Annotated in this window: 21 protein-coding genes; 6 read left to right on the forward strand and 15 right to left on the reverse strand. The window is 70.6% G+C overall.

From position 1 onward, the window contains the following. Positions 1 to 42: 42 nt before the first annotated feature. The gene (locus ACZ7OO_RS37995; RefSeq protein WP_471512032.1) at positions 43 to 1,647 is read right to left on the reverse strand and encodes an MDR family MFS transporter; all 1,605 of its coding nucleotides are present in this window, start codon (positions 1,645 to 1,647) and stop codon (positions 43 to 45) included. A 159-nt stretch (positions 1,648 to 1,806) separates the two neighbouring features. Here ACZ7OO_RS37995 and ACZ7OO_RS38000 point away from each other — a divergent pair, with 159 nt between their 5' ends. Beyond that, on the forward strand, positions 1,807 to 2,406 hold the full coding sequence (locus ACZ7OO_RS38000) for a TetR/AcrR family transcriptional regulator (protein ID WP_471512033.1): 600 nt from the start codon (positions 1,807 to 1,809) through the stop codon (positions 2,404 to 2,406). A 33-nt stretch (positions 2,407 to 2,439) separates the two neighbouring features. On the opposite strand, the gene ACZ7OO_RS38005 is transcribed toward ACZ7OO_RS38000, so the two are convergent. After that, entirely contained in the window at positions 2,440 to 2,991 is a 552-nt protein-coding gene (locus ACZ7OO_RS38005) for a M23 family metallopeptidase (protein WP_471512034.1), read from the reverse strand. Positions 2,992 to 3,391: 400 nt separating this feature from the next. Between ACZ7OO_RS38005 and ACZ7OO_RS38010 the strand changes: the two genes are divergently transcribed. Then, entirely contained in the window at positions 3,392 to 3,994 is a 603-nt protein-coding gene (locus ACZ7OO_RS38010; RefSeq protein WP_471512035.1) for an HAD family acid phosphatase, read from the forward strand. Between the two features lie 97 nt (positions 3,995 to 4,091). Here the strand turns inward: ACZ7OO_RS38010 and ACZ7OO_RS38015 are convergent, their stop codons facing one another. After that, the gene (locus tag ACZ7OO_RS38015; protein WP_471512036.1) at positions 4,092 to 6,617 is read right to left on the reverse strand and encodes an ATP-dependent Clp protease ATP-binding subunit; all 2,526 of its coding nucleotides are present in this window, start codon (positions 6,615 to 6,617) and stop codon (positions 4,092 to 4,094) included. A gap of 429 nt (positions 6,618 to 7,046) precedes the next feature. Here ACZ7OO_RS38015 and ACZ7OO_RS38020 point away from each other — a divergent pair, with 429 nt between their 5' ends. Continuing rightward, positions 7,047 to 7,811 carry an SCO3374 family protein gene (locus ACZ7OO_RS38020; RefSeq protein ID WP_471512037.1) on the forward strand — a complete coding sequence of 255 codons (765 nt, stop codon included), beginning with the start codon at positions 7,047 to 7,049 and terminating at the stop codon, positions 7,809 to 7,811. Here ACZ7OO_RS38020 and ACZ7OO_RS38025 read toward each other — a convergent pair. From ACZ7OO_RS38025 to ACZ7OO_RS38070, 10 genes are all read right to left on the reverse strand, one after another. Beyond that, positions 7,790 to 8,125, reverse strand: coding sequence for a histone-like nucleoid-structuring protein Lsr2 (locus tag ACZ7OO_RS38025; protein WP_471512038.1), 336 nt, complete (start codon positions 8,123 to 8,125; stop codon positions 7,790 to 7,792). The genes ACZ7OO_RS38020 and ACZ7OO_RS38025 overlap by 22 nt on opposite strands. A gap of 278 nt (positions 8,126 to 8,403) precedes the next feature. Next, positions 8,404 to 8,937 (reverse strand): amino-acid N-acetyltransferase, encoded by a 534-nt coding sequence (locus tag ACZ7OO_RS38030; RefSeq protein WP_471512039.1) that lies wholly within the window; start codon positions 8,935 to 8,937, stop codon positions 8,404 to 8,406. A 9-nt stretch (positions 8,938 to 8,946) separates the two neighbouring features. Continuing rightward, positions 8,947 to 9,384 carry a BlaI/MecI/CopY family transcriptional regulator gene (locus ACZ7OO_RS38035; RefSeq protein WP_471512040.1) on the reverse strand — a complete coding sequence of 146 codons (438 nt, stop codon included), beginning with the start codon at positions 9,382 to 9,384 and terminating at the stop codon, positions 8,947 to 8,949. 178 nt (positions 9,385 to 9,562) lie between these two features. After that, positions 9,563 to 9,745, reverse strand: coding sequence for a hypothetical protein (locus tag ACZ7OO_RS38040; protein WP_471512041.1), 183 nt, complete (start codon positions 9,743 to 9,745; stop codon positions 9,563 to 9,565). Positions 9,746 to 9,828: 83 nt separating this feature from the next. After that, entirely contained in the window at positions 9,829 to 10,446 is a 618-nt protein-coding gene (locus ACZ7OO_RS38045) for a hypothetical protein (RefSeq protein ID WP_471512089.1), read from the reverse strand. 139 nt (positions 10,447 to 10,585) lie between these two features. Continuing rightward, complete coding sequence (locus tag ACZ7OO_RS38050) at positions 10,586 to 11,383, reverse strand: type III pantothenate kinase (RefSeq protein WP_046730883.1); 798 nt, start codon at positions 11,381 to 11,383, stop codon at positions 10,586 to 10,588. A 4-nt stretch (positions 11,384 to 11,387) separates the two neighbouring features. Beyond that, positions 11,388 to 12,356, reverse strand: coding sequence for a carboxylating nicotinate-nucleotide diphosphorylase (gene nadC / locus ACZ7OO_RS38055; protein ID WP_471512042.1), 969 nt, complete (start codon positions 12,354 to 12,356; stop codon positions 11,388 to 11,390). A 5-nt stretch (positions 12,357 to 12,361) separates the two neighbouring features. Next, a complete protein-coding gene (locus ACZ7OO_RS38060; protein WP_471512043.1) occupies positions 12,362 to 14,083 on the reverse strand; it encodes an L-aspartate oxidase in 1,722 nt (573 codons plus the stop codon). Further along, positions 14,080 to 15,081, reverse strand: a complete 1,002-nt coding sequence (gene panC / locus ACZ7OO_RS38065) for a pantoate--beta-alanine ligase (RefSeq protein ID WP_471512044.1) — start codon at positions 15,079 to 15,081, stop codon at positions 14,080 to 14,082. The genes ACZ7OO_RS38060 and panC overlap by 4 nt, the downstream gene beginning before the upstream one ends. Next, on the reverse strand, positions 15,081 to 16,016 hold the full coding sequence (locus tag ACZ7OO_RS38070; protein WP_471512045.1) for a Rossmann-like and DUF2520 domain-containing protein: 936 nt from the start codon (positions 16,014 to 16,016) through the stop codon (positions 15,081 to 15,083). The genes panC and ACZ7OO_RS38070 overlap by 1 nt, the downstream gene beginning before the upstream one ends. A 209-nt stretch (positions 16,017 to 16,225) precedes the next feature. On the opposite strand from ACZ7OO_RS38070, the gene ACZ7OO_RS38075 reads away from it, so the two are divergent. Together ACZ7OO_RS38075 and ACZ7OO_RS38080 are read left to right on the forward strand one after the other, a co-directional pair. Continuing rightward, complete coding sequence (locus ACZ7OO_RS38075) at positions 16,226 to 17,416, forward strand: threonine aldolase family protein (protein WP_471512046.1); 1,191 nt, start codon at positions 16,226 to 16,228, stop codon at positions 17,414 to 17,416. Positions 17,417 to 17,733: 317 nt separating this feature from the next. Next, a complete protein-coding gene (locus tag ACZ7OO_RS38080; protein ID WP_352225673.1) occupies positions 17,734 to 18,834 on the forward strand; it encodes a DUF5937 family protein in 1,101 nt (366 codons plus the stop codon). A 36-nt stretch (positions 18,835 to 18,870) separates the two neighbouring features. Here the strand turns inward: ACZ7OO_RS38080 and ACZ7OO_RS38085 are convergent, their stop codons facing one another. Both ACZ7OO_RS38085 and ACZ7OO_RS38090 read right to left on the reverse strand, forming a co-directional pair. Further along, positions 18,871 to 19,545 (reverse strand): response regulator, encoded by a 675-nt coding sequence (locus ACZ7OO_RS38085; protein ID WP_471512047.1) that lies wholly within the window; start codon positions 19,543 to 19,545, stop codon positions 18,871 to 18,873. A gap of 83 nt (positions 19,546 to 19,628) precedes the next feature. Further along, positions 19,629 to 20,834, reverse strand: a complete 1,206-nt coding sequence (locus ACZ7OO_RS38090) for a sensor histidine kinase (protein WP_471512048.1) — start codon at positions 20,832 to 20,834, stop codon at positions 19,629 to 19,631. A 118-nt stretch (positions 20,835 to 20,952) separates the two neighbouring features. Between ACZ7OO_RS38090 and ACZ7OO_RS38095 the strand changes: the two genes are divergently transcribed. Next, entirely contained in the window at positions 20,953 to 21,975 is a 1,023-nt protein-coding gene (locus tag ACZ7OO_RS38095; protein ID WP_471512049.1) for an SAM-dependent methyltransferase, read from the forward strand. Positions 21,976 to 21,981: the final 6 nt, after the last annotated feature.

Raw genomic sequence — 21,981 nt, forward strand, 5'->3', positions numbered from 1 at the left:
CCAGCCCGACCGGCGTTCGAGGACAAGCGAGGAGGGGGCCGTTCAGACCGCCTCGACCACCGCCAGCGGCGCCGCCTCGTCGGAGCCCGCCTTCTGGGGGCCGCCCCGCAGCGGCACCTCCTTGACGAACGCCGCCGCCACCACGACCACCACGGCGATCACGGCACCGAGCAGGAACGCCGAGTGGGTGCCGGCCGACACCGCGTGCTGGTACGCCTCGCGGACCGTGGCCGGCAGCTTCGCCAGGCTCGCCGCGTTCAGCGAGGCCGACTGCTCGGTGACCTTCGAGCCCAGCGCCCCGGCCCGCGCGGTCATCTCGTCCTGGACCCGGTTGTTGAAGATCGCGCCCATGATGGCGACACCGAAGGAGGAGCCGAGCGTACGGAACAGGGTGGTCGACGAGGACGCGACGCCCATGTCCCTCATCTCCACGCTGTTCTGCGCGACCAGCATGGTGATCTGCATCAGGCAGCCCATGCCGAGGCCGACGACGGCCATGTACACGCCGGAGATGAACCGGGTGGTGTCGGTGTCCATCGTGGACAGCAGGTACAGGCCGACGGTCAGCAGCACACCGCCCGCGAGGGGGAAGATCTTGTAGCGGCCGGTGCTGGTGGTGACCCGCCCGGCGACCATCGAGGTCACCAGCATCGCGCCGAGCATCGGGAGCAGCAGCAGACCGGAGTTGGTCGCGGACGCGCCCTGCACGGACTGCTGGTACAGCGGCAGGAACAGCGTGGCGCCGAACATCACGAAGCCCACGATGAAGCCGATGATCGACATCAGAGTGAAGTTGCGGCTGCGGAAGATGTGCAGCGGCAGGACCGGTTCGGCGGCCTTGGTCTGCCAGAAGACGAACCCGATCAGCGAGACGACACCGATGGCGATCAGTTCCATGATCCGCGCGGACGTCCAGGCGTACTGGGAGCCGCCCCAGGTGGTGACCAGCACGATCGAGGTGATGCCGAGGGTCAGCAGACCGGCACCGAGGTAGTCGATACGCGCCTTGCTCCGCTTCTTCGGCAGGTGCAGTACGGCGCTGACGGCGGCCAGCGCGACCACACCGAGCGGCAGGTTGATGTAGAAGGCCCAGCGCCAGCCCCAGTTGTCGGTGATGGTGCCGCCGACCAGCGGGCCGCCGATCATCGCGAGCGCCATGACGCCGGCCATCATGCCCTGGTACTTGCCGCGCTCACGGGGCGGCACGAGGTCACCGATGATCGCCATGACGCCGACCATCAGACCACCGGCACCGAGCCCCTGGATGGCCCGGAACCCGATCAGCTCGCCCATGTTCTGGGCCATGCCGCTGAGCGCGGAGCCGATCAGGAAGATGACTATGGAGGTCATGAAGGCGCCCTTGCGCCCGTACATGTCACCGAGCTTGCCCCAGAGCGGGGTGGCCGCCGCGGTCGCGAGGGTGTAGGCGGTCACGACCCACGACAGATGTTCGAGGCCGCCGAGATCACCCACGATCGTCGGCATCGCCGTACCCACGATCATGTTGTCGAGCATCGCGAGCATCATCGCGATCATGAGCGCGAGGATCACGACCCGCACGCTCCTGGGCTGTTTCGCCGACGAGTCCGCCGCGACCGGTGCCCCCGGTGATTCCTGGCCGGTGCCGGCCGCCTGGGTGTCCGCCATCTCTCCCACTCCCCCTGGCGACAGCTACTTACTTGCCGCCCGGCTAGTTCAGTACACTGGAAAGGTAAACCTGTCACTAGCCGGTCGTCAAGTAAGTCTACGGACCGGACGCCGGTATCCGACAGGGCGAGTTTTCGCGGGAGCGCGAGGAGTAAGAGGATGGGCGTCACCATGGACGGCACCAAGCAGCAGCGCCGGGGCAACACCCGCCAGCGCATCCAGGACGTGGCGCTCGAACTCTTCGCCGAGCAGGGCTACGAGAAGACCTCCCTGCGGGAGATCGCCGAGCGTCTCGACGTGACCAAGGCGGCCCTCTACTACCACTTCAAGACCAAGGAAGAGATCCTGGTCAGCGTCTTCGAGGACCTGACCCGGCCGATCCAGGACCTGATCGAGTGGGGCAAGGGCCAGCCGCACACCCTGGAGACCAAGCAGGAGATCGTACGGCGTTACAGCCAGGCGCTCGCCGCCGCCGGACCGCTGTTCCGCTTCATGCAGGAGAACCAGGCGACCGTGCGGGAGCTGCGGATCGGCGACACCTTCAAGGACCGGATGCGCGACCTGCGGAACATCATCATCGATCCGGACGCGCCCCTGACCGACCAGGTCCGCTGCATCAGCGCGATGTTCACGCTGCACGCGGGCATGTTCGTCATACAGGACCTCGAAGGCGACCCCGAGAAGAAGCAGGAAGCCGTTCTGGAGGTCGCCCTGGACCTGGTGACCCAGGCCCACCGGGGGTCCGGTCACTCCGCCTAGACGGTCAGGCGGCCTGTTGGACGGTCACGCCGCTCAGAGGATCACGCCCTTGGCGCGGAGGAAGGCGACCGGGTCGACGGCGGAGCCGTAGTGCGGGGTCGTACGGATCTCGAAGTGCAGGTGCGGCCCGGTGGAGTTGCCGGTGCTGCCGGACAGCCCGATGCGCTGACCGGTCGTGACGATCTGCCCGACCTTGACGTCGACGCGCGACAGATGCGCGTACTGCGAGTACTGGCCGCCGCCGTGCTTGATGACGATGGCGTTGCCGTACGCGGGACCGTCACCCGCGCCGTTGCCCCCGGCCTTGACGACGGTGCCGCCGTGCGCGGCGACGACCCGGGTGCCGGTCGGCACGGCGAAGTCCTGCCCGCTGTGCTTGGCGGTCCACAGGGCGCCGGACTGGGCGTAGCTCGAGGAGAGGGTGTACTTCTTCACCGGCTCGACCCAGGCGGCGGCACTGGAGGTGGCGGCCGACGCGACCCCGGACCCCACCACGGCCGTGACTCCGACACCGGCGGCCAGAACGGCGGCGCGCTTGCGGAGCGAGGACGTACGGGTGGCACGGACAGCGGCGCGCAGGGACATCGGAACCTCGTGGAGTAGACGACGGGGAATCCCTTGGTAACCCGAAAGCCGCGCACCCCTCAAACCCCCTTATCTACGGCATCTCCTAGTACCTATGCATAAAATTGACTCTTTCTTGACAGAGCGCCCTTGAACAGCCAACCCGAACCCGCCATCCCATTCGACCGGGCACCGAGGGCAAAAAATCCCTTTCGGCCCTACCCGGGTCCCACTATCTCGGCTAGTAACAGGCGTTTCGTCCGTGCGCCATGTCACAGGCGGCCGAGATCTGCACCCCCGGAAATATGGCGCACACCTCCCCCAACCTACCTGCCGGTAACCCCACGGCCCCCTCCACGCCACCTCCTCCACTCACCATGCCCCTGACACAGCCGTGGACCGTGAGAGGACACCCCAACCGATGACCACAGGCACCTGGACCCGCCGCATATCCGTCACCGCCGTCTCCGTGGCCGCGCTCGCCGGTATGGCCGCGCCGGCCCAGGCCGCGACGGAGAGCAGCTCCACCACGGTCGACTACGCCACCTGGCAGAAGGACTGCCAGTCTGTGATGGACCAGGCCCTGCCCTACCTGAAGCAGCGCATCGCCGCCGTCAAGCCGGGCGAGAGGCAGGCGATCGTCTTCGACATCGACAACACCACGCTGGAGACCGACTTCGGCCTCAGCTACCCCCAGCCGGCCAACAAGCCGGTCCTGAACGTCGCCGAATACGCCCAGGAGCACGGCGTCTCCCTGTTCTTCGTCACGGCCCGCCCGGGCATCATCTACCTGCCGACCGAGTACAACCTCGAACACGACGGCTACGACGTCTCCGGCCTGTACGTCCGGAACCTCTTCGACCTCTTCAAGGACGTCGCCGCCTACAAGACCGCCCAGCGCGTCGACATCGAGAACAACGGCTACACGATCATCGCGAACATCGGCAACAGCGCCACCGACCTCTCGGGCGGCCACGCGGAGAAGACGTTCAAGCTGCCGGACTACAACGGCCAGCTGTCGTAATCCCACGGCATCGCACGCGGTATCCCGCGCGGCGGTATACGAAAGGGCCGGTGCTTCGAAAAGCACCGGCCCCTTCCTTCGGCGAACCCCGGAAGGGCTACGCCTCCTTGCTCAGATTCGGACCGGCTCCGCCGGCCGCCTGCTCGATCGGCGGGACGTCGGGGAGTGCCGACTTCTCCTCACCCCGGAAGGTGAAGGTCTTGGCGTCGCCCTCGCCCTCCGTGCCGACGACCACGATGTGACCGGGGCGCAGCTCGCCGAAGAGGATCTTCTCGGAGAGCGTGTCCTCGATCTCGCGCTGGATCGTGCGACGCAGCGGACGCGCGCCCAGCACCGGGTCGTAGCCCTTCTTGGCCAGCAGCTCCTTGGCGGACTGGGAGAGCTCGATGCCCATGTCCCGGTCCTTGAGGCGCTCGTCCACCTTGCCGACCATCAGGTCGACGATCCGCAGGATGTCCTCCTGCGTGAGCTGCGGGAAGACGACCACGTCGTCGACGCGGTTGAGGAACTCGGGACGGAAGTGCTGCTTGAGCTCGTCCGACACCTTGTTCTTCATGCGCTCGTAGTTGGACTTCGTGTCGCCCGTGGCCGCGAAGCCCAGGTTGAAGCCCTTGGAGATGTCCCGGGTGCCGAGGTTGGTCGTCATGATGATGACCGTGTTCTTGAAGTCCACGACCCGGCCCTGGGAGTCGGTCAGGCGACCGTCCTCCAGGATCTGCAGCAGGCTGTTGAAGATATCCGGGTGGGCCTTCTCGACCTCGTCGAACAGGACCACCGAGAACGGCTTGCGCCGCACCTTCTCGGTCAGCTGGCCGCCCTCTTCGTAGCCCACGTAACCGGGGGGCGAACCGAAGAGCCGCGACACCGTGTGCTTCTCGCTGAACTCCGACATGTCGAGGGAGATCAGCGCGTCCTCGTCACCGAAGAGGAACTCGGCGAGCGCCTTGGACAGCTCGGTCTTACCGACACCGGACGGGCCGGCGAAGATGAACGAGCCACCGGGACGCTTCGGGTCCTTCAGACCGGCACGCGTACGGCGGATCGCCTTCGACAGCGCCTTGACGGCGTCGACCTGGCCGATGACCCGCTTGTGGAGCTCGTCCTCCATGCGCAGCAGACGCGAGGACTCCTCCTCGGTGAGCTTGAAGACCGGGATGCCCGTGGCCGTGGCCAGCACCTCGGCGATCAGCTCGCCGTCGACCTCGGCGACGACGTCCATGTCGCCGGCCTTCCACTCCTTCTCCCGCTTGGCCTTGGCGGCCAGGAGCTGCTTCTCCTTGTCGCGGAGGGAGGCGGCCTTCTCGAAGTCCTGCGAGTCGATCGCGGACTCCTTGTCCCGGCGGACGGCGGCGATCTTCTCGTCGAACTCGCGCAGGTCCGGCGGAGCGGTCATCCGGCGGATGCGCATCCTCGATCCGGCCTCGTCGATCAGGTCGATCGCCTTGTCCGGCAGGAAGCGGTCCGAGATGTAGCGGTCGGCCAGGGTGGCCGCCTGGACCAGCGCCTCGTCCGTGATGGAGACCCGGTGGTGGGCCTCGTACCGGTCACGCAGACCCTTGAGGATCTCGATCGTGTGCGGCAGGGACGGCTCGGCGACCTGGATGGGCTGGAAGCGGCGCTCCAGGGCCGCGTCCTTCTCCAGGTGCTTGCGGTACTCGTCCAGGGTGGTGGCACCGATGGTCTGCAGCTCACCGCGGGCCAGCATCGGCTTCAGGATCGAGGCCGCGTCGATGGCGCCCTCGGCGGCACCCGCACCGACCAGCGTGTGCAGCTCGTCGATGAACAGGATGATGTCGCCGCGGGTGCGGATCTCCTTGAGCACCTTCTTCAGGCGCTCCTCGAAGTCACCGCGGTAGCGGGAGCCGGCGACCAGGGCGCCGAGGTCCAGGGTGTAGAGGTGCTTGTCCTTGAGGGTCTCGGGCACCTCGCCCTTGACGATGGCCTGGGCGAGGCCCTCGACGACGGCGGTCTTGCCGACGCCGGGCTCACCGATCAGGACCGGGTTGTTCTTGGTACGGCGGGACAGCACCTGCATGACCCGCTCGATCTCCTTCTCGCGCCCGATGACCGGGTCGAGCTTGGACTCACGAGCGGCCTGGGTGAGGTTCCGGCCGAACTGGTCGAGGACCAGGGACGTCGAGGGGGTGCCCTCGGCAGGGCCGCCGGCGGTGGCGGTCTCCTTGCCCTGGTAACCGGAGAGCAGCTGGATGACCTGCTGCCGCACCCGGTTGAGATCTGCGCCCAGCTTGACCAGGACCTGGGCGGCGACGCCCTCGCCCTCACGGATCAGGCCGAGCAGGATGTGCTCCGTGCCGATGTAGTTGTGGCCCAGCTGAAGGGCCTCGCGGAGCGACAGCTCCAGGACCTTCTTGGCACGGGGGGTGAAGGGAATGTGCCCGGACGGGGCCTGCTGCCCCTGCCCGATGATCTCCTCCACCTGCTGGCGGACCGCCTCGAGCGAAATCCCGAGGCTCTCAAGGGCCTTGGCGGCGACACCCTCACCCTCGTGGATCAGGCCCAGGAGGATGTGCTCGGTGCCGATGTAGTTGTGGTTGAGCATCCGGGCTTCTTCCTGAGCCAGGACGACAACCCGCCGCGCGCGGTCGGTGAACCTCTCGAACATCGTTAATCGCTCCTCAGAGCGGTCAGGCAGTGGGGGGAACTTCCCCTCTCTGTCCTTCCGCAGCTTAGTCCCGCAAGCGGGGACCGCTCATTCCAACTGCCGACACCGTCGATGGCCTCCTGACCCCGAACGCCGACATCTGCTCCAACCCGATGGTGCGAGACGATGTTCCCGCAGGCCAGGCAGTTACCCTTACCTCCAGTACGCCGATGGCGAACGTGAGACGGCCTCGCATGCGTGTCGTCCCCTCCCACTAGGGATGTCTTACCCGCCCGGACTGACAGTCCATGCCGGATGCCCCCGGTCCCTCCGCTATGGGCGAACAACCTTGCGTCTCTCCTGACCCCTACACGCGCCCTCTTCCGGCACCCTGCGCATTCGTACGCACACCCAGCGTAACTCCGGGGGATTGCGAGAGTTGCACTTGGTATGGCTGGCACAGTCCCTCTGGCCGCTTCCACGGTCCCTCACCCCCGTCGTCCGCTCGATTCCGGTTCCGGTTCTTGCGACGCGTCCGGCTCCGGTCGCGTCGTCGCATCCGGTTTGGTGGGCGCCGTCGGGCCGGAGGGGCGGGCGGCCCGGCTCCGGCACTGGTACGAGAACGATCTGGGCTGGGCAACAGTGCCCGCGGCGCCCGGAGAGCCGCTGCGGCTGGTCACGGGCGTGCGTTTCGACGTGCTGGACGTGCCGGCCAGGGCGGGCGCGAAGGCGCTCAGGCATCTGGGGCCGCGCTCTCCGGTGGCGGTTCAGGGCGACCGGATGCGGCTGCTGGTGGCCGCGGGCGGCGCGGAGGAGCTGCCGGGGCTGCTGGACTGGCTGGAGTGGGGCTCGCTGGCCCTGGACCTGCGGGCGCTGGGCGCGCACGGCCGGATGGACGCTCCGGTGCGGCCCGAGCCGGTCTTCATCGGTGCCCGACCGCTTCCCGAAGCCGCCGAAGGCGCCGTCGAGTCCTCGAGGCCCCTGGGAGCCGTACAGGGGGCCGCCGTCTGGTTGCGGCCCCCCGAGTCGGGGGGCGAGGTCGAAGCCTCGCTGCCGACACTGTCGACGCTCTCGACAAGGTCGGCCATGGGGGGCGTTGGGGGCGCCCCCGATCTCGTACGGCTGGTGGACACGGTGGCCACCGAGTGCCACCGGGTCCGGTTGCGGCGCGTGGGCCGCGGGCCGGAGGACAGTCAGCTGTTGGCGTCCTCGTAGGCCTGACGAATCGTCGCGGGAACACGGCCGCGGTCGTTGACCTCGTAGCCGTTCTCCTTTGCCCATGCGCGAATCTGCGCGGTGTCCTGGCTGCCGCCGGAAGCCACTCGGGCCTTTCCGCGTCCGCCCGAAGCACGGCCACCGGTACGACGACCGCCCTTGACATAGGGGTCGAGAAGACCGCGCAGCTTGTCCGCATTGCCGGTCGTGAGGTCGATCTCGTACGTCTTGCCGTCCAGCGCGAACGTCACGGTCTCGTCCGCCTCGCCGCCGTCGAGGTCGTCGACAAGAAGGACCTGAACCTTCTGTGCCACCGGATTTCCTTTCATCGATAACTTCAGGGCCGGGGGTCTGCGGCGTCCGCCGTTTCGCCGCCCCCTGTTATATGCAGTACTGCAGTACGTCGGAAAGCAAACCGCTTTTGCGGGAAAAACACAAACCCCTGGGAGAGACCGAGGGGCCCGCTCCTGCCCGGAAACATGCGCGTTTCGGACATAGGGCACCTGGGCAGGCGGGGTGCCCGGAATAGCGGCCCGATCTCCCACCCGACTCCGCCCCGATGCCTCTTGTCCGCCGCGGTCCCTCTTGGCGATCACAGATGCAGAAGCATCCGGCTGTTGCCCAAGGTGTTCGGTTTCACTCGTTCGAGTCCGAGGAACTCCGCGACACCCTCGTCATAGGAACGCAACAGCTCCGCGTAGACATCGGTGTCCACGGGCGTCTCGCCGATCTCCACGAAGCCGTGCTTCCCGAAGAACTCGACTTCGAAGGTCAGACAGAAAACTCGGCGAACACCAAGCCAACGCGCGGTCTCCAGCAACTTCTCCAGCAACTGATGACCGACACCGGCGCCCTTGAGGCCGGGCTTCACCGCGAGAGTGCGCACTTCGGCGAGGTCTTCCCACATCACGTGCAGTGCACCACAGCCGACCACCTCGGCGTTGTCGTCGCGTTCCGCGACCCAGAACTCCTGGATGTCCTCGTAAAGCATCACCGTGGCTTTGTCGAGGAGGATGCGGTCACGAACGTACGCGTCAAGGAGTCGGCGTACCGCCGGGACATCGCTGGTCCGGGCCCGCCGGACGGTGATGGCTTTTGCGGTGACTTCGGGGCGCATCGCTGACATGAGCGGACGCTATCGCCCGCCGCGGTCCACCATGGAGCCGGGGTTCTCCTCTTGCGGGGCTTCCTGGTCCTCGCGTTGCGGGGCTTCGCGCTCTTCGCGTTCTTCCTGCTGTTCCGGCCTATCCGGACCCTGCACGATCCGTACGGCGTCCCGCAGAGCCTGGCGCTGTTCGTCGCTCATCATCCCGAAGAAGGCGACGAGAGCGGCGGCCGGGTTGTCGCTCTGCGACCAGGCGTCGTTCATGAGGGCGGCGGCGTAGGCGGCCCGGGTGGAGACGGCCTCATATCGATAGGCGCGCCCTTCGGCCTCCCGTCGCACCCAGCCCTTCTGATGGAGATTGTCCAAAACGGTCATCACCGTGGTGTACGCGATGGACCGTTCCTGCTGGAGGTCTTCCAGGACTTCTCGAACGGTCACCGGGCGGTTCCACTTCCACACCCGCGTCATGACCGCGTCTTCGAGTTCTCCCAATGGGCGAGGCACAGCTCAGAACAATAGTGGGAGATCCCGCCCATGGCGTGCCCGACGGGCACTTTCGCCAACAAAGGCGGGCAAAAAGGGCGTACGGCTCGAGAGGTGCGGCTGTGGCTGTGCTTCGAGTCGTACGCCCGGGAGGTGTCCGCGATCAGGCGTCGCCGGTCGGGGCGGAGGCCTGCCGGGCGCTCTCCGCGCGCGCGAGGGCGGCGTCCACGGCGGCGTCCTCCTTGGCCTTGGCGGCGCCGCCCTGGGTCTTCACGATCACCCGGACCAGACCGATGAAGAAGATGGCCATGACGACCGGGGGCAGGAGCGCGGAGACGTAGTCCATGCGTCCAGGGTAGCCAGGGGGTACCGGGCGAAAGGTGCGGGGTGGGCGAAGCGTCACGCAACGCGCGCGAGCTGCCGTTTTGCTCAGCCGGCGGCGAGCTGCTGCGGTGACCCCGCGGGCGGCGGGGTGGGCCGGCGCCGGGGGAAGACCTCGCCCGGGGTCGGAATGGGCCGCTTCGGCACGACGGGCTCGGGGGCCGCGGGCTGCGGGGCGGGCCGCTCGGCGGGCCTCTCCTTCGGCTTCTTCTGCGGCTCCTTGGCCACACCGCCCGCCAGGGCCGTCAGACGGACCCTGGACGCCGGAACGGCCGGTGCGGGCACCTTGCGGGCGCCCTGCGCCAGCCGGGCCCGCACATCACGCTCCGCGAGGTCCTGGCAGCGGTCGAGCAGCGCCGCGGCGCCGGCGTTCCCACGCAGTGCCCGCAGCGCGGCGAGGTCGTCCGGGGTGGGCCGATGCCCGGCGCTCAGCGCCTCCTCCAGGAGGGCGAGATAACCGGCGACGGTCCCCGGCAGGGCCGCGCGGTACCGGACGAGATCGGCCACCAGGAAGGCGCGCAGCCGGGCCCCCTCACGCATCGCCTCGTCGAACGACTCGGCGAGCCGATGACAGTCCTTGATGTCCTCGGCGGAGGCGGGACCGGGGTGAAGGGCGAGGGCGAGAGCACGGCGGAGCACACGCAGCTCCTCCGCACCGAACGCCATGCCGCCGCGGGATCCATATGGCGTGGGCATGGACCGAAGATACGCGTAAATCAGACAAACTCGACATAGGGGGCAGGGTGTGGCGTGACGGGGCCACCCACCTGGCCGCCGCCGCTCGATGCGCCCGCCCCCGCCCGGCTCACATCCGCGACACGTTCCGTTCGTACACCAGCCGCAGCCCCACCAGCGTCAGCCACGGCTCGTGCTCGTCGATCACCGAGGACTCGCCCAGCACCATCGGCGCCAGGCCGCCCGTCGCGATCACCGTCACATCGTCCGGATCGTCCGCCAGCTCCCGCGCCATCCGGCCGACCACCCCGTCGACCTGCCCGGCGAACCCGTACACGATGCCCGCCTGCATGGCCTCCACCGTGTTCTTGCCGATCACGCTCCGGGGCCGGGCCACCTCGATCTTCCGCAGCTGCGCGCCCTTGACGCCCAGTGCCTCCACCGAGATCTCGATACCGGGCGCGATCACCCCGCCGACGTACTCCCCTCGCGCGGACACCGCGTCGAAGGTCGTGGCCGTGCCGAAGTCGACGACGATCGCCGGGCCGCCGAACAGCTCGACGGCGGCGACCGCGTTGATGATCCGGTCCGCGCCGACCTCCTTGGGGTTGTCGGTGAGGACCGGCACCCCCGTCTTCACCCCCGGCTCCACCAGCACCGCCGGGACGTCGCCGTAGTACCGCCGGGTGACCTCGCGCAGCTCGTGCAGCACGGACGGCACGGTCGCGCAGATCGCGATCCCGTCGATGCCGTCGCCCAGTTCGTCGCCGAGCAGCGGGTGCATGCCCATCAGTCCCTGGAGGAGCACCGCCAGCTCGTCGGCGGTACGGCGCGCGTCCGTGGAGATGCGCCAGTGCTCGACGATGTCCTCGCCGTCGAAGAGCCCGAGGACGGTGTGTGTGTTGCCGACGTCGATCGTGAGGAGCATGGGGTCACACCGCCTCGCGCAGATCCAGGCCGATGTCCAGGATCGGCGAGGAGTGGGTCAGGGCACCGACGGCCAGGAAGTCCACGCCGGTGTCGGCGTACGCCCGCGCGTTCTCCAGGGTGAGCCGCCCTGACGCCTCCAGGAGCGCGCGCCCGCCGACGATCGCCACGGCCTCCTCGCACTCCCCCGGCGTGAAGTTGTCCAGCAGGATCAGGTCGGCGCCCGCGTCGACGACCTCGCGCAGCTGGTGCAGGGTGTCGACCTCGACCTCGATCGCCAGGTCCGGGAAGGCCTCGCGCACGGCCTTGAAGGCCGGCCCGACGCCACCGGCGGCGACCACGTGGTTGTCCTTGACCAGGGCCGCGTCGGAGAGTGACATCCGGTGGTTGACGCCGCCGCCGCAGCGCACCGCGAACTTCTCCAGGGAGCGCAGCCCCGGGGTGGTCTTGCGGGTGTCACGCACGCGTGCCCGCGTGCCCTCCAGCGTGTCCGCCCACGCGCGCGTGGCGGTCGCGATGCCGGAGAGGCGGCACAGGACGTTCAGCGCGCTGCGCTCGGCGGTGAGCAGGTCGCGGGTGCGGGTGGTGATCGACAGCAGCGGCTGCCCGGCCTCGACCCGGTCGCCGTCCTCGACGTGCCGCTCGACCTCGAACTCGTCCGTGCAGACCACGGAGACCACGGCCTCGGCGACCCGCAGCCCCGCGACGACGCCCGCCTCGCGCGCGACGAAGTCGGCGGTCGCCACGGCCTCCTCGGGGATCGTCGCGACGGTCGTCACGTCCACGCCGTTGTCCAGGTCCTCCTGGATGGCCACATTGGCGATGTCCTCGACCTCCACGGGGTCGAGTCCGGCGGCGGCGAGGAGCTCGGCGAGCGCGGGGTCGAGCCCGCACTCCAGGTACTCCTCGTCACCACAGGCACAGCCGTCGCCGCAGCCGCCGCCGTCGGCGAGGGGAAGGTCGTTGGTGCTCACGTCTGTCACTGCTCCTGGGATGGCTGGTGCGGCCGGGTCGGGGGGAAGTCTGCGGTGTCGGTGGTGCGTACGGCCAGCGTCCGGTCCGGATTCAGCCGTACGACGATATGGCGGCGCCACGCGGTGTCGTCGCGGTCGGCGTGGTCCTCGCGCCAGTGGCAGCCGCGGGTCTCCTGGCGGCGCCGGGCCGCCTCGACGAGCACGCGCGCGACGCACAGGAGGTTGGTGGCCTCCCAGGTGTCCACGCCGGGCTCGGCGGTCTTGCCGTTCTCGGCGAGGGCGTCGCGTGCCTCGGTGTGCAGGCGCTGGAGCTGCTCGGCGGCCCCGGTCAGGGACTCGTCGGAGCGCAGGACGCCGGCGCCCTCGGTCATGATCCGCTGGATCGCGAACCGGGCCTCGGGGGCCTGCAGCGGGTGCGCGGGCTTGTCGGAGTGCGGGACCGGGGCGGGCACGCGCGCGTGGAGGCGGTTCTCCGCGTGCCGCGCGGTGATGTCGGCGGCGATGCGCTCGGCGTAGACCAGGCCCTCCAGGAGGGAGTTGGAGGCGAGCCGGTTCGCGCCGTGCACGCCGGTGCACGCGACCTCGCCGCACGCGTACAGCCCGCGCACGGTCGTGCGCCCGCGCGCGTCGGTGCGCACTCCCCCGGAGGCGTAGTGCGCGGCCGGCGCGATCGGGATGGGCTCGGTGACCGGGTCGATGCCGTGCGCCCGGCAGGCGGCCAGGATCGTCGGGAAACGGTGCTCCCACATGTCGGCGCCGAAGTGCCGGGCGTCCAGGAACATGTGTTCGGCGCCCTGCTCCTGCATGCGCCGCATGATGCCCTTGGCGACGATGTCCCGGGGCGCGAGCTCGGCCAGCTCGTGCTGCCCCACCATGAAGCGCACACCGTCCGCGTCGACCAGGTGCGCGCCCTCGCCGCGAACCGCCTCGGAGACCAGCGGCTGCTGGCCCTCCGCGTCGGCGCCGAGGAACAGCACGGTCGGGTGGAACTGGACGAATTCGAGGTCGGAGACCTCCGCTCCCGCGCGCAGTGCCAGGGCCACCCCGTCTCCGGTGGACACCGACGGGTTGGTGGTCGCGGAGAAGACCTGGCCCATGCCGCCGGTCGCGAGGACGACCGCGGGGGCGTGCACGGCGCCCACGCCGTCGTGCTGGCCCTCGCCCATCACATGCAGGGTCACGCCCGCCGTGCGCCCCTCGGCGTCGGTCAGCAGGTCGAGCACCAGCGCGTTCTCGATCATCCGCACGCCCCGCGCGCGAGCCGCTTCCACCAGCGCGCGCGAGATCTCCAAGCCGGTCGCGTCCCCACCCGCGTGCGCGATCCGGCGCCGGTGGTGGCCACCCTCGCGGGCGAGTTCGATGTCGCCGTCCGCGTCGGTGTCGAAGTGGGCGCCGGTCGAAATCAGCCGCCGTACCGCGTCGGGGCCCTCGGTGACGAGGATCCGCACGGCGTTCTCGTCGCACAGGCCCGCGCCCGCGACCAGGGTGTCGTCCAGGTGCTGCTCGGGGGTGTCGCCCTCGCCCAGGGCCGCCGCGACGCCTCCCTGGGCCCAGCGGGTGGAGCCGTCGTCGAGGAGTGCCTTGGTGACGACGACCGTGGTCAGTCCGGCGGCCTCGCAGCGCAGGGCGGCGGTCAGGCCGGCGACGCCGGACCCGACCACCACCACGTCCGCGTCGATTGACCATCCGGGGGCGGGCGCGTGCAGTCGTATGCCTGTGCTGGTCACGAGGCGGCTCCGGGGGCGGCGAAGGTGAGAGGGATGTTGTCGATCAGCCGGGTCGTCCCGACCCGGGCGGCGACGGCGAGGACGGCCTCTCCGGCGAAGTCGTCGTCGATCTCGGTGAAGTCGGAGGGGTCGACCAGGGCGAGGTAGTCCAGTTCGAGCGGCGGATCGTAGTGGGCGGCCTCGTCCAGGACGGTCCGCGCGGCCGCACGGACGGCGGCAGCGGCGTTCGGCACGGCCTTGGCGACGGCATGCGCGTCGGCCGCCGCGCGGGACTCCCCTATGGCGCTGAGCGCCTCGGCGCGCGCCCGCGTGGACGGCACCTCGAGCGCCCGCGCGCGCAACGCCTCCTGTGCCGCGTGCCGGTCGCGCCCGGCGAACAGCGCGCGCGACAGCGCGAGCGCCGTGCGCCGGTCGTCGACCGACAGATAGCGGTTGCGGCTGGAGAGCGCGAGCCCGTCGGCCTCGCGCACCGTCGGTACGCCGACGATCTCGATGCCGAAGTTCAGGTCCCGCACCATGCGCCGGATCACGGCCAGCTGCTGGGCGTCCTTCTGCCCGAACAGGGCCGCGTCGGGCCGGGTGAGGTGCAGCAGCTTGGCGACGACGGTCAGGACGCCGTCGAAGTGCCCGGGCCGTGCGGCGCCCTCCAGGAGCGTGCCCATCGGCCCCGCTGTGACGCGCACCTGGGGCTGTCCGCCCGGGTAGACCTCTTCGGCCGACGGGGCGAACACGACGTCCGCGCCCGCCTGCTCGGCGATCTTCAGGTCGGAGTCCAGGGTGCGCGGGTAGCGGTCGAGGTCCTCGCCGGCCCCGAACTGCAGCGGGTTGACGAAGACCGTGACGACGACCTCGCCGTCCGGGCCGGCGATCTCGCGTGCGCCGCGGATCAGCGTGGCGTGGCCCTCGTGCAGGGCACCCATGGTCATCACGACGGCGCGGCGACCGTGCCGCACGCGCGCGTGCAGTTCGTCGGCGGTGCGCAGCAGGGCGGTGCTCATCAGCTGTTCCCCTCGGTGCCGTGGGTGCCGTTCGTGCCGCCGGCGAGGACACCGAGGAGGTCCTCGGCGAGTTCCGGCTTCAGCAGGCCGTGCGCGAGCGCCCGGTCGGCCGTGGCGCGGGCCATCGCCAGATAGCCGTCGACGGCCTGCGGGGCATGCCGGCGCAGCTCCGTGACGTGCGCGGCGACCGTGCCCGCGTCCCCACGCGCGACCGGCCCGGTCAGCGCCGCGTCGCCGGAGCGCAGGGCGTTGTCCAGGGCGGCGCCGAGCAGCGGGCCGAGCATCCGGTCGGGGGCCTCGACACCGGCCGTGCGCAGCAGCTCCATGGACTGGGCGACCAGGGTGACCAGGTGGTTGGCGCCGAGGGCGAGGGCCGCGTGGTAGAGCGGGCGGTTCTCCTCGGAGATCCACTCCGGCTCGCCGCCCATCTCGATGACGAGTGCCTCGGCGGCCAGCCGCAGCTCCTCGGGCGCGGTCACCCCGAACGAGCAGCCCGCGAGCCGCTGTACGTCCACCGGCGTCCCGGTGAACGTCATGGCAGGGTGCAGGGCCAGTGGCAGCGCGCCCGCGCGCAGGGCCGGGTCCAGGACCTTGGCGCCGTATCGCCCGGAGGTGTGCACGAGCAGCTGGCCCGGCCTTACGGCACCGGTCTCGGCGAGGCCGGCGACCAGGCCGGGCAGGGCGTCGTCGGGGACGGTCAGGAGCACCAGGTCGGCACGTCGGAGGACCTCGGCGGGGGGTACCAGCGGGATGTCGGGCAGCAGCGTCTCGGCGCGCCGCCTGGAGGCGTCGGAGACACCGGAGACGGCCACCGGACGGTGCCCGGCGAGCTGCAGGGACGCGGCGAGCGCGGGGCCCACCCGACCGGCGCCGACGACGCCGACGGTGAGCCGCGCGGGGCGGTCACTGAGGTCTGGCTGTTGGACTGTACTCACGCGACGGTGGCCTTCCCGTTCCAGTCCGCTCTGGGTACCGGACGATTTCTCGTCATGTTAACGCTATCGGGTTCGGCCCCAGTTGGCTGTCCACAGGCTGTGGGGGACCGGTCACATCGCGCCTGGCGTCCCGCGCACACGCCTGCGGCCATTGTCCCGCGCGGAAAATACGAGGCCCTCGGGTGCTGTGCCACGGCATCATCCAGGGCATGAGCGATACGGCGACCACCCAGGACGACCAGCCGAACGAACCCGCGTCGGCGCAGCAGCGGATGCGAGAGCGGCGCACGGCCGCCTACCGGAAGGCCGAACGCGTCCTCGCGCGCGTGGGCGCGCTCTCCTCACTGCGCGAACGGCTCGCGCGGCTCCAGGAATCGGCCCCCGACGTCTACGACCTGGACGGACCGGCGGACCTCTACGGCAACGGAGTCGTCGAGGCACTGGAGGCGCGTGTCGCGGCCCTGCTGGGCACGGAGGCCGCCGCGTTCTTCCCGACCGGCACGATGGCCCAGCAGGTGGCCCTGCGCTGCTGGGCAGCCCGCACCGGCAACCCCACGGTCGCCCTGCACGCCCTCGCCCACCCCGAGCTCCACGAACGCAACGCCCTTCGCGAGGTCGCCGGCCTGCGCCCCGTACGCGTCACGGGTGAGCCCCGGCTCCCCACCGCCCAGGAGATACGCGACTTCGAGGAGCCCTTCGGGGCGCTGATGCTGGAACTGCCCCTCAGGGACGCCGGTTTCGTGCTGCCCTCCTGGGAGGAGCTCACGGCGGTCGTGGAGGCGGCGCGGGAGCGCGACGCGGTGGTGCACTTCGACGGCGCGCGCCTGTGGGAGTCCACCGTCCACTTCGGGCGCCCCCTGCACGAGATCGCGGACCTGGCGGACAGCGTCTACGTGTCGTTCTACAAATCCCTCGAAGGCTTCGGCGGCGCCGCGCTGGCCGGCCCGAAGCCCCTGGTCGAGGAGGCGAAGACCTGGCGGCACCGGTACGGCGGGACGGTCTTCCAGCAGTTCCCGACCGCGCTCGCGGCCCTGGCCGGCCTGGATCGCGAGCTGCCCCGCCTGCCGGACTACGTGCGGCACGCGCGCGTGGTCGCCTCGGCGCTGCGCGAGGGCTTCGCCGAGGCAGGCCTGCCCTGGGCACGCGTCTTCCCCGAGGAACCGCACACCCACGAGTTCCAGGTCTGGCTGCCGTACGACGGCGACGTGCTGATGGAGGCGGCGGTCCGCCAGGCCGAGGAGACCGGCACCTACCTGTTCAGCGGCCACTGGGGGTCCAAGGGACCGGGGCTGACCGTGACCGAGGTGACGGTGACGGCGGAGGGCCTGGGGTGGACGGCGGAGGACGTGCGTGCGGCGGTCGCGGACTTCGTTACGCGGTTGCCTGGAGCGACCCAGTAGGGGGCGCGGGGCTCTAGCGATCTGCGGCTCCGCCGTATGGGCGCGGCCGGCCACGTCGCGCCCGCAGCACCCGTCGCAGGGCACCCACCACCCTCGTAGACGGCCAGTCCGCGCCTGTTCGCGCCCCGCGCACGCCCGCGCCGGGCGCGGGCGGCGCGGGATCGCCGTGCTGCTGAGCTCGGTACGTGTCGAGGAAGTACTGCTGGACGATGCTCATGGCTCCCCAGCCTGCGCGCCCGCCGCGCCGCAGTCGCGTCGATTGACGGCGGCCGTCAATCGAGCGGGGCGTTGTCGGTGGCGGGGTGCACGATGGTGACATGAGCGTACGTATCGACATCGCGGGGCTGCGGCCGGAGAGGGTCACCGTCGTGCCCTCGCCCCTGGCCGAGCTCGGCATGGCGCTGCACGCGCTGTCCGAGCCGGGGCACCATCCGGGCCTCCAGGGCTGGGTGACCGGCGTGACCGCCCGTATGGAGCCGCATCTGGCCGACCGGATGTGCGAGGCGGACTTCCTGTGGCGGTCGACGTTCTCCGACCTGTTCCTGCCGTACGCGGCCGTTCCCGGCGCCGTCCCGGGCGGCACGCTCGCCGAGGAGCTCGACCAGCTGGACAAACTGACGGACGAACAGTTCGTGGACGCGGCCATGGAGTTCACGTGCGTGCTCTCGTACGCCACGCGGGCTCCGGCCATCCTGTCGGATCCGGTCGGGCGCCGCAGGGCGCTGGAGGTGGCCGCCTCGCGCGGTCCGCAGCAGGTCCGGTTCGCGCAGCGGCTGCTCGACGATCCGCCGAGCGTGCGCGCGTGGCTGCGCCGGTTCCTGGAGGACTGCGCCGAGGCGTTCTTCGACGAGGCCTGGTCGCGGCTGCGCCACCAGCTGGCGGCCGACGCCCGGCACAAGACGGAGCTGCTGCGGCGCAAGGGCCTGGCCGAGGCGCTGGCCGCGGTCTCGCCCGCCGTGACGCTCGACGAGACGGCCACGCGGATCACCGTGGACAAGATCACCGACGTCCACATCGCGGCCGAGGCCGACGGCCTCCTGCTGGTGCCCACGAGCCTGGGCTGGCCGCATCTGATGGTCCTGCACCGCTACGGCTGGCAGCCGGTGCTGCACTATCCGGTCGGCTCGCCGGAGCTGGCCGCACCGGCGTCGGTGGAGGCGCTCACGCTGCGGATGGCGGCGCTGTCCCATCCCGTCCGGATGCGGCTGTGCCGGTACCTGGCACGCAGTGCGTACACCACCAGCGAGCTGGCGCAGGTGCAAGGCCTGTCGGCGCCCGAGGTGTCCCGGCACCTGGGCGTGCTCAAGAAGGCGGGCCTGGTCACGACGCGCCGCCGCGGCCGGTACGTACTGCACCAGCTGGACGTCACGGTCGTGGCCCGCCTCGGCAGCGACTTCCTGGAAGGGATACTCCGCTAGCGGCCCGGAGCGTACGTCGGCCGCGCGTGCCGCGGGTCAGCCGTGTCCGCCGCCCGCGCGGACCAACCCGGTCTCATAGGCCAGCACGACCACCTGCACCCGGTCGCGCAGCCCGAGCTTGGTCAGGATGCGGCCCACATGGGTCTTCACAGTCGCCTCGGAGAGCACCAGCCGGGCCGCGATCTCGCCGTTCGACAGCCCCTGTGCGACCAGCACCATGACCTCGCGCTCGCGGTCGGTGAGCCGCTTCAGTTCCTGGTGCCGGGGTTCCTTGCCGGCGGAGGGCAGCATCGGTGCGAAGCGGTCGAGCAGCCGCCGGGTGGTGGAGGGTGCGACGACGGCGTCGCCGCTGTGCACGGAGCGGATGGCGGCCAGCAGCTCGCCCGGCGGCACGTCCTTGAGCATGAAGCCGGAGGCGCCCGCCTTCAGCCCCGAGAAGGCGTACTCGTCGAGGTCGAAGGTGGTCAGTATGAGCACCTTGGGCGGGTCGGGCTCCGAGCAGATGCGGCGGGTGGTCTCCACCCCGTCCAGCTTGGGCATGCGCACGTCCATCAGCACGACGTCCACGTCGGTGGAGTTCAGCACCTGGAGGGCCTCGACGCCGTCGCCCGCCTCCGCGACGACCTCCATGTCCGGCTGCGCCGCGAGCACCATCCGGAACCCGGTGCGCAGCAGCACCTGGTCGTCGACGAGCATCACGCGGATCGTCATCGGGGCCTCTTCCGTTTCCGTTCGTCGGTCTGTTGCGGGGTTTCCGGGGAGTGTGACAGGTGTCAACGGGGCGTGCGTCTGTGTCAATGCGCCGGTTTGAGCGGCAGCAGAGCACTGATGCGGAACCCTCCGCCGGGACGGGGGCCGGCGTCGAGGGTGCCGCCGACCATGCCCACCCGCTCGCGCATTCCGATCAGGCCGTGCCCCTGCCCGTCGGCGCCGCCATCCTCGTACATCTCGTGCGGGGCGCCCTTGCCGTCGTCCTCGACCAGCAGGCCGAGTCCGTCGTCGAAGTAGACCAGCCGCACGCTGGCGCCCGCGTTGGGGCCGCCGTGCTTGCGGGTGTTGGTGAGCGCCTCCTGCACGATCCGGTACGCCGTCAGTTCGACACCGCTGGGCAGCGGGCGCGGGGTGCCCTCGACCTTGAAGTCGACTGGCAGGCCGGAACTGCGGCACTGCTCGACCAGCTCGTCGATCTGCTCGACGTCGGGCTGCGGAACGTACTCGCCGACCTCCTTGTGCTCACCCGTGCGCAGCACGCCCAGCAGGCGGCGCATCTCGGCAAGGGCCTGGCGGCCGGTGGAGGAGATCGTCTCGAGGGCCTTCTTGGCCTGGTCGGGGGCGGCGTCGAGGACATAGGCGGCGCCGTCGGCCTGGACCACCATCACCGACACGTTGTGCGCGACCACGTCGTGCAGCTCGCGCGCGATCCGGGCGCGCTCGGCCGCGACCGCGACCTTGGCCTGGGCCTCGCGCTCCTTCTCCAGCCGGGCGGCCCGCTCCTCCAGCTGCGCGAAGTAGGCGCGTCGGGTCCGCATGGAGTCGCCGAGCACCCAGGCGAGCACGAACGGCACCGTCTGGAACACCACGATCGCCAGGTGCCCCACGAGACTCGTCTTCTCCGCCGGCCACCGGATCTGCGCCAGAGGCGCCGCGCACAGCCCCGCGTAGAGGGCGAACCGGGACGCCCTGCGCTCGCCGACCGCGGCGACCGTGCAGACGATCACCAGCATGGCGAAGTCGGCGACGGTCGTCTCGACGTCCAGGACCAGCTGGGCCAGGCCGGTCGCGGCGGCCAGCATCAGCATCGGCTCCGGGAAACGGCGGCGCAGCGCCACCACCACGCCCATGACGACGGACACGGCCAGCATGGCGGCGGTCGAACCGTGATGGCCGCGCGCCCCGCTGAGATTCACGACGCTCACGCAGGACAGCCCGAGCAGGACGACGGCCCAGAAGCTGTCGACCCATGTCGGGTTCCTGCGGAGGAAGTCATAGAGGCGCTGCACGTAACCCAGAGTAGGTAAGCGTGATAGGTGCAGGGGTCAACCGGAGGGCCGATCCCTGTTCCGCACACGTACTCCGCAAGGTGGAGAAGGTGATCACCTGTGCGCCTAGTCTGGCCCGGTGACGGATGAGGCGACGCGAGTGACGGCCGACGACGCCCGTGGCTGGCGTGCGGCCACCGAGGCGGCCCTGTACGGCCCCGGCGGCTTCTACCGCCGCCCGGAGGGACCGGCCGGGCACTTCCGTACGTCGGTCCACGCGTCGCGGCTGTTCGCCGATGCCGTGGCCGAACTGCTGTGCAGGGTCGACGAGGCCCTGGGACGCCCGGAGACGCTGGACTTCGTCGACATGGGCGCCGGCCGGGGCGAGCTGGTCACCGGCGTACTCGCCGCGCTGCCCGCCGACGTGGCGGCACGCGTGCGTGCCTGCGCCGTCGAGGTCGCCGACCGCCCGCCCGGCCTGCCCGACCGCATCACCTGGCTGAGCGAGCTGCCGCGCACGGTCACCGGCCTGCTCTTCGCCAACGAATGGCTCGACAACGTCCCGGTCGACGTCGCCGAGGTGGACTCGGCCGGTGTGCCCCGGCTGGTGCTCGTCCGGCGCGACGGCATCGAACTGCTCGGAGAGCGGGTGTGGGGCGCGGACGCGGAGTGGCTCGCGCGGTGGTGGCCGCTGGGCGCCGAACCGGGGCTGCGGGCGGAGATCGGGCTGCCCCGGGACCGGGCGTGGGCGGACGCCGTCACCTGCGTACGGCAGGGGCTCGCGGTGGCCGTGGACTATGCGCACACCCTGGAAACGCGCCCCCCGTTCGGCACGCTGACCGGCTTCCGCGAGGGGCGGGCGACGGCGCCCGTCCCGGACGGGTCCTGTGACATCACGGCGCATGTCGCACTGGACGCGTGCACGGCGCTCGACACGGCGTACGCCCTCCCCGCAGCGCTCCTGTGCACACAACGCGACGCCCTGCGCGCCCTGGGCCTCATCGGCGCACGCCCCCCGCTCACGCTCGCCTCCACTCACCCCGCCTCCTACGTGCGCGCCCTCGCGAGCGCCGGCGAGGCCGCCGAACTCACCGCCCCCGGCGGCCTCGGCGACTTCGGCTGGCTGCTGCAGCCGGTGGGCATCGAGAACCCGCTGCTCTGACCCACG

The sequence above is a fragment of the Streptomyces sp. NPDC111744 genome (genome assembly GCF_055634995.1).

Bases quoted from the DNA above. Each gene is read 5' to 3' on its own strand.
- ACZ7OO_RS38030 (WP_471512039.1), bottom strand. From the start codon at position 8,937: ATGTCAGCGATGCGCCCCGAAGTCACCGCAAAAGCCATCACCGTCCGG.
- ACZ7OO_RS38035 (WP_471512040.1), bottom strand. From the start codon at position 9,384: ATGACGCGGGTGTGGAAGTGGAACCGCCCGGTGACCGTTCGAGAAGTC.
- ACZ7OO_RS38080 (WP_352225673.1), top strand. From the start codon at position 17,734: ATGAGCGTACGTATCGACATCGCGGGGCTGCGGCCGGAGAGGGTCACC.
- ACZ7OO_RS38045 (WP_471512089.1), bottom strand. From the start codon at position 10,446: ATGGCGTTCGGTGCGGAGGAGCTGCGTGTGCTCCGCCGTGCTCTCGCC.
- panC (WP_471512044.1), bottom strand. From the start codon at position 15,081: ATGAGCACCGCCCTGCTGCGCACCGCCGACGAACTGCACGCGCGCGTG.
- ACZ7OO_RS38000 (WP_471512033.1), top strand. From the start codon at position 1,807: ATGGGCGTCACCATGGACGGCACCAAGCAGCAGCGCCGGGGCAACACC.
- ACZ7OO_RS38005 (WP_471512034.1), bottom strand. From the start codon at position 2,991: ATGTCCCTGCGCGCCGCTGTCCGTGCCACCCGTACGTCCTCGCTCCGC.
- ACZ7OO_RS38020 (WP_471512037.1), top strand. From the start codon at position 7,047: ATGGCTGGCACAGTCCCTCTGGCCGCTTCCACGGTCCCTCACCCCCGT.
- ACZ7OO_RS38010 (WP_471512035.1), top strand. From the start codon at position 3,392: ATGACCACAGGCACCTGGACCCGCCGCATATCCGTCACCGCCGTCTCC.
- ACZ7OO_RS37995 (WP_471512032.1), bottom strand. From the start codon at position 1,647: ATGGCGGACACCCAGGCGGCCGGCACCGGCCAGGAATCACCGGGGGCA.
- ACZ7OO_RS38040 (WP_471512041.1), bottom strand. From the start codon at position 9,745: ATGGACTACGTCTCCGCGCTCCTGCCCCCGGTCGTCATGGCCATCTTC.
- ACZ7OO_RS38050 (WP_046730883.1), bottom strand. From the start codon at position 11,383: ATGCTCCTCACGATCGACGTCGGCAACACACACACCGTCCTCGGGCTC.
- ACZ7OO_RS38015 (WP_471512036.1), bottom strand. From the start codon at position 6,617: ATGTTCGAGAGGTTCACCGACCGCGCGCGGCGGGTTGTCGTCCTGGCT.
- ACZ7OO_RS38075 (WP_471512046.1), top strand. From the start codon at position 16,226: ATGAGCGATACGGCGACCACCCAGGACGACCAGCCGAACGAACCCGCG.
- ACZ7OO_RS38085 (WP_471512047.1), bottom strand. From the start codon at position 19,545: ATGACGATCCGCGTGATGCTCGTCGACGACCAGGTGCTGCTGCGCACC.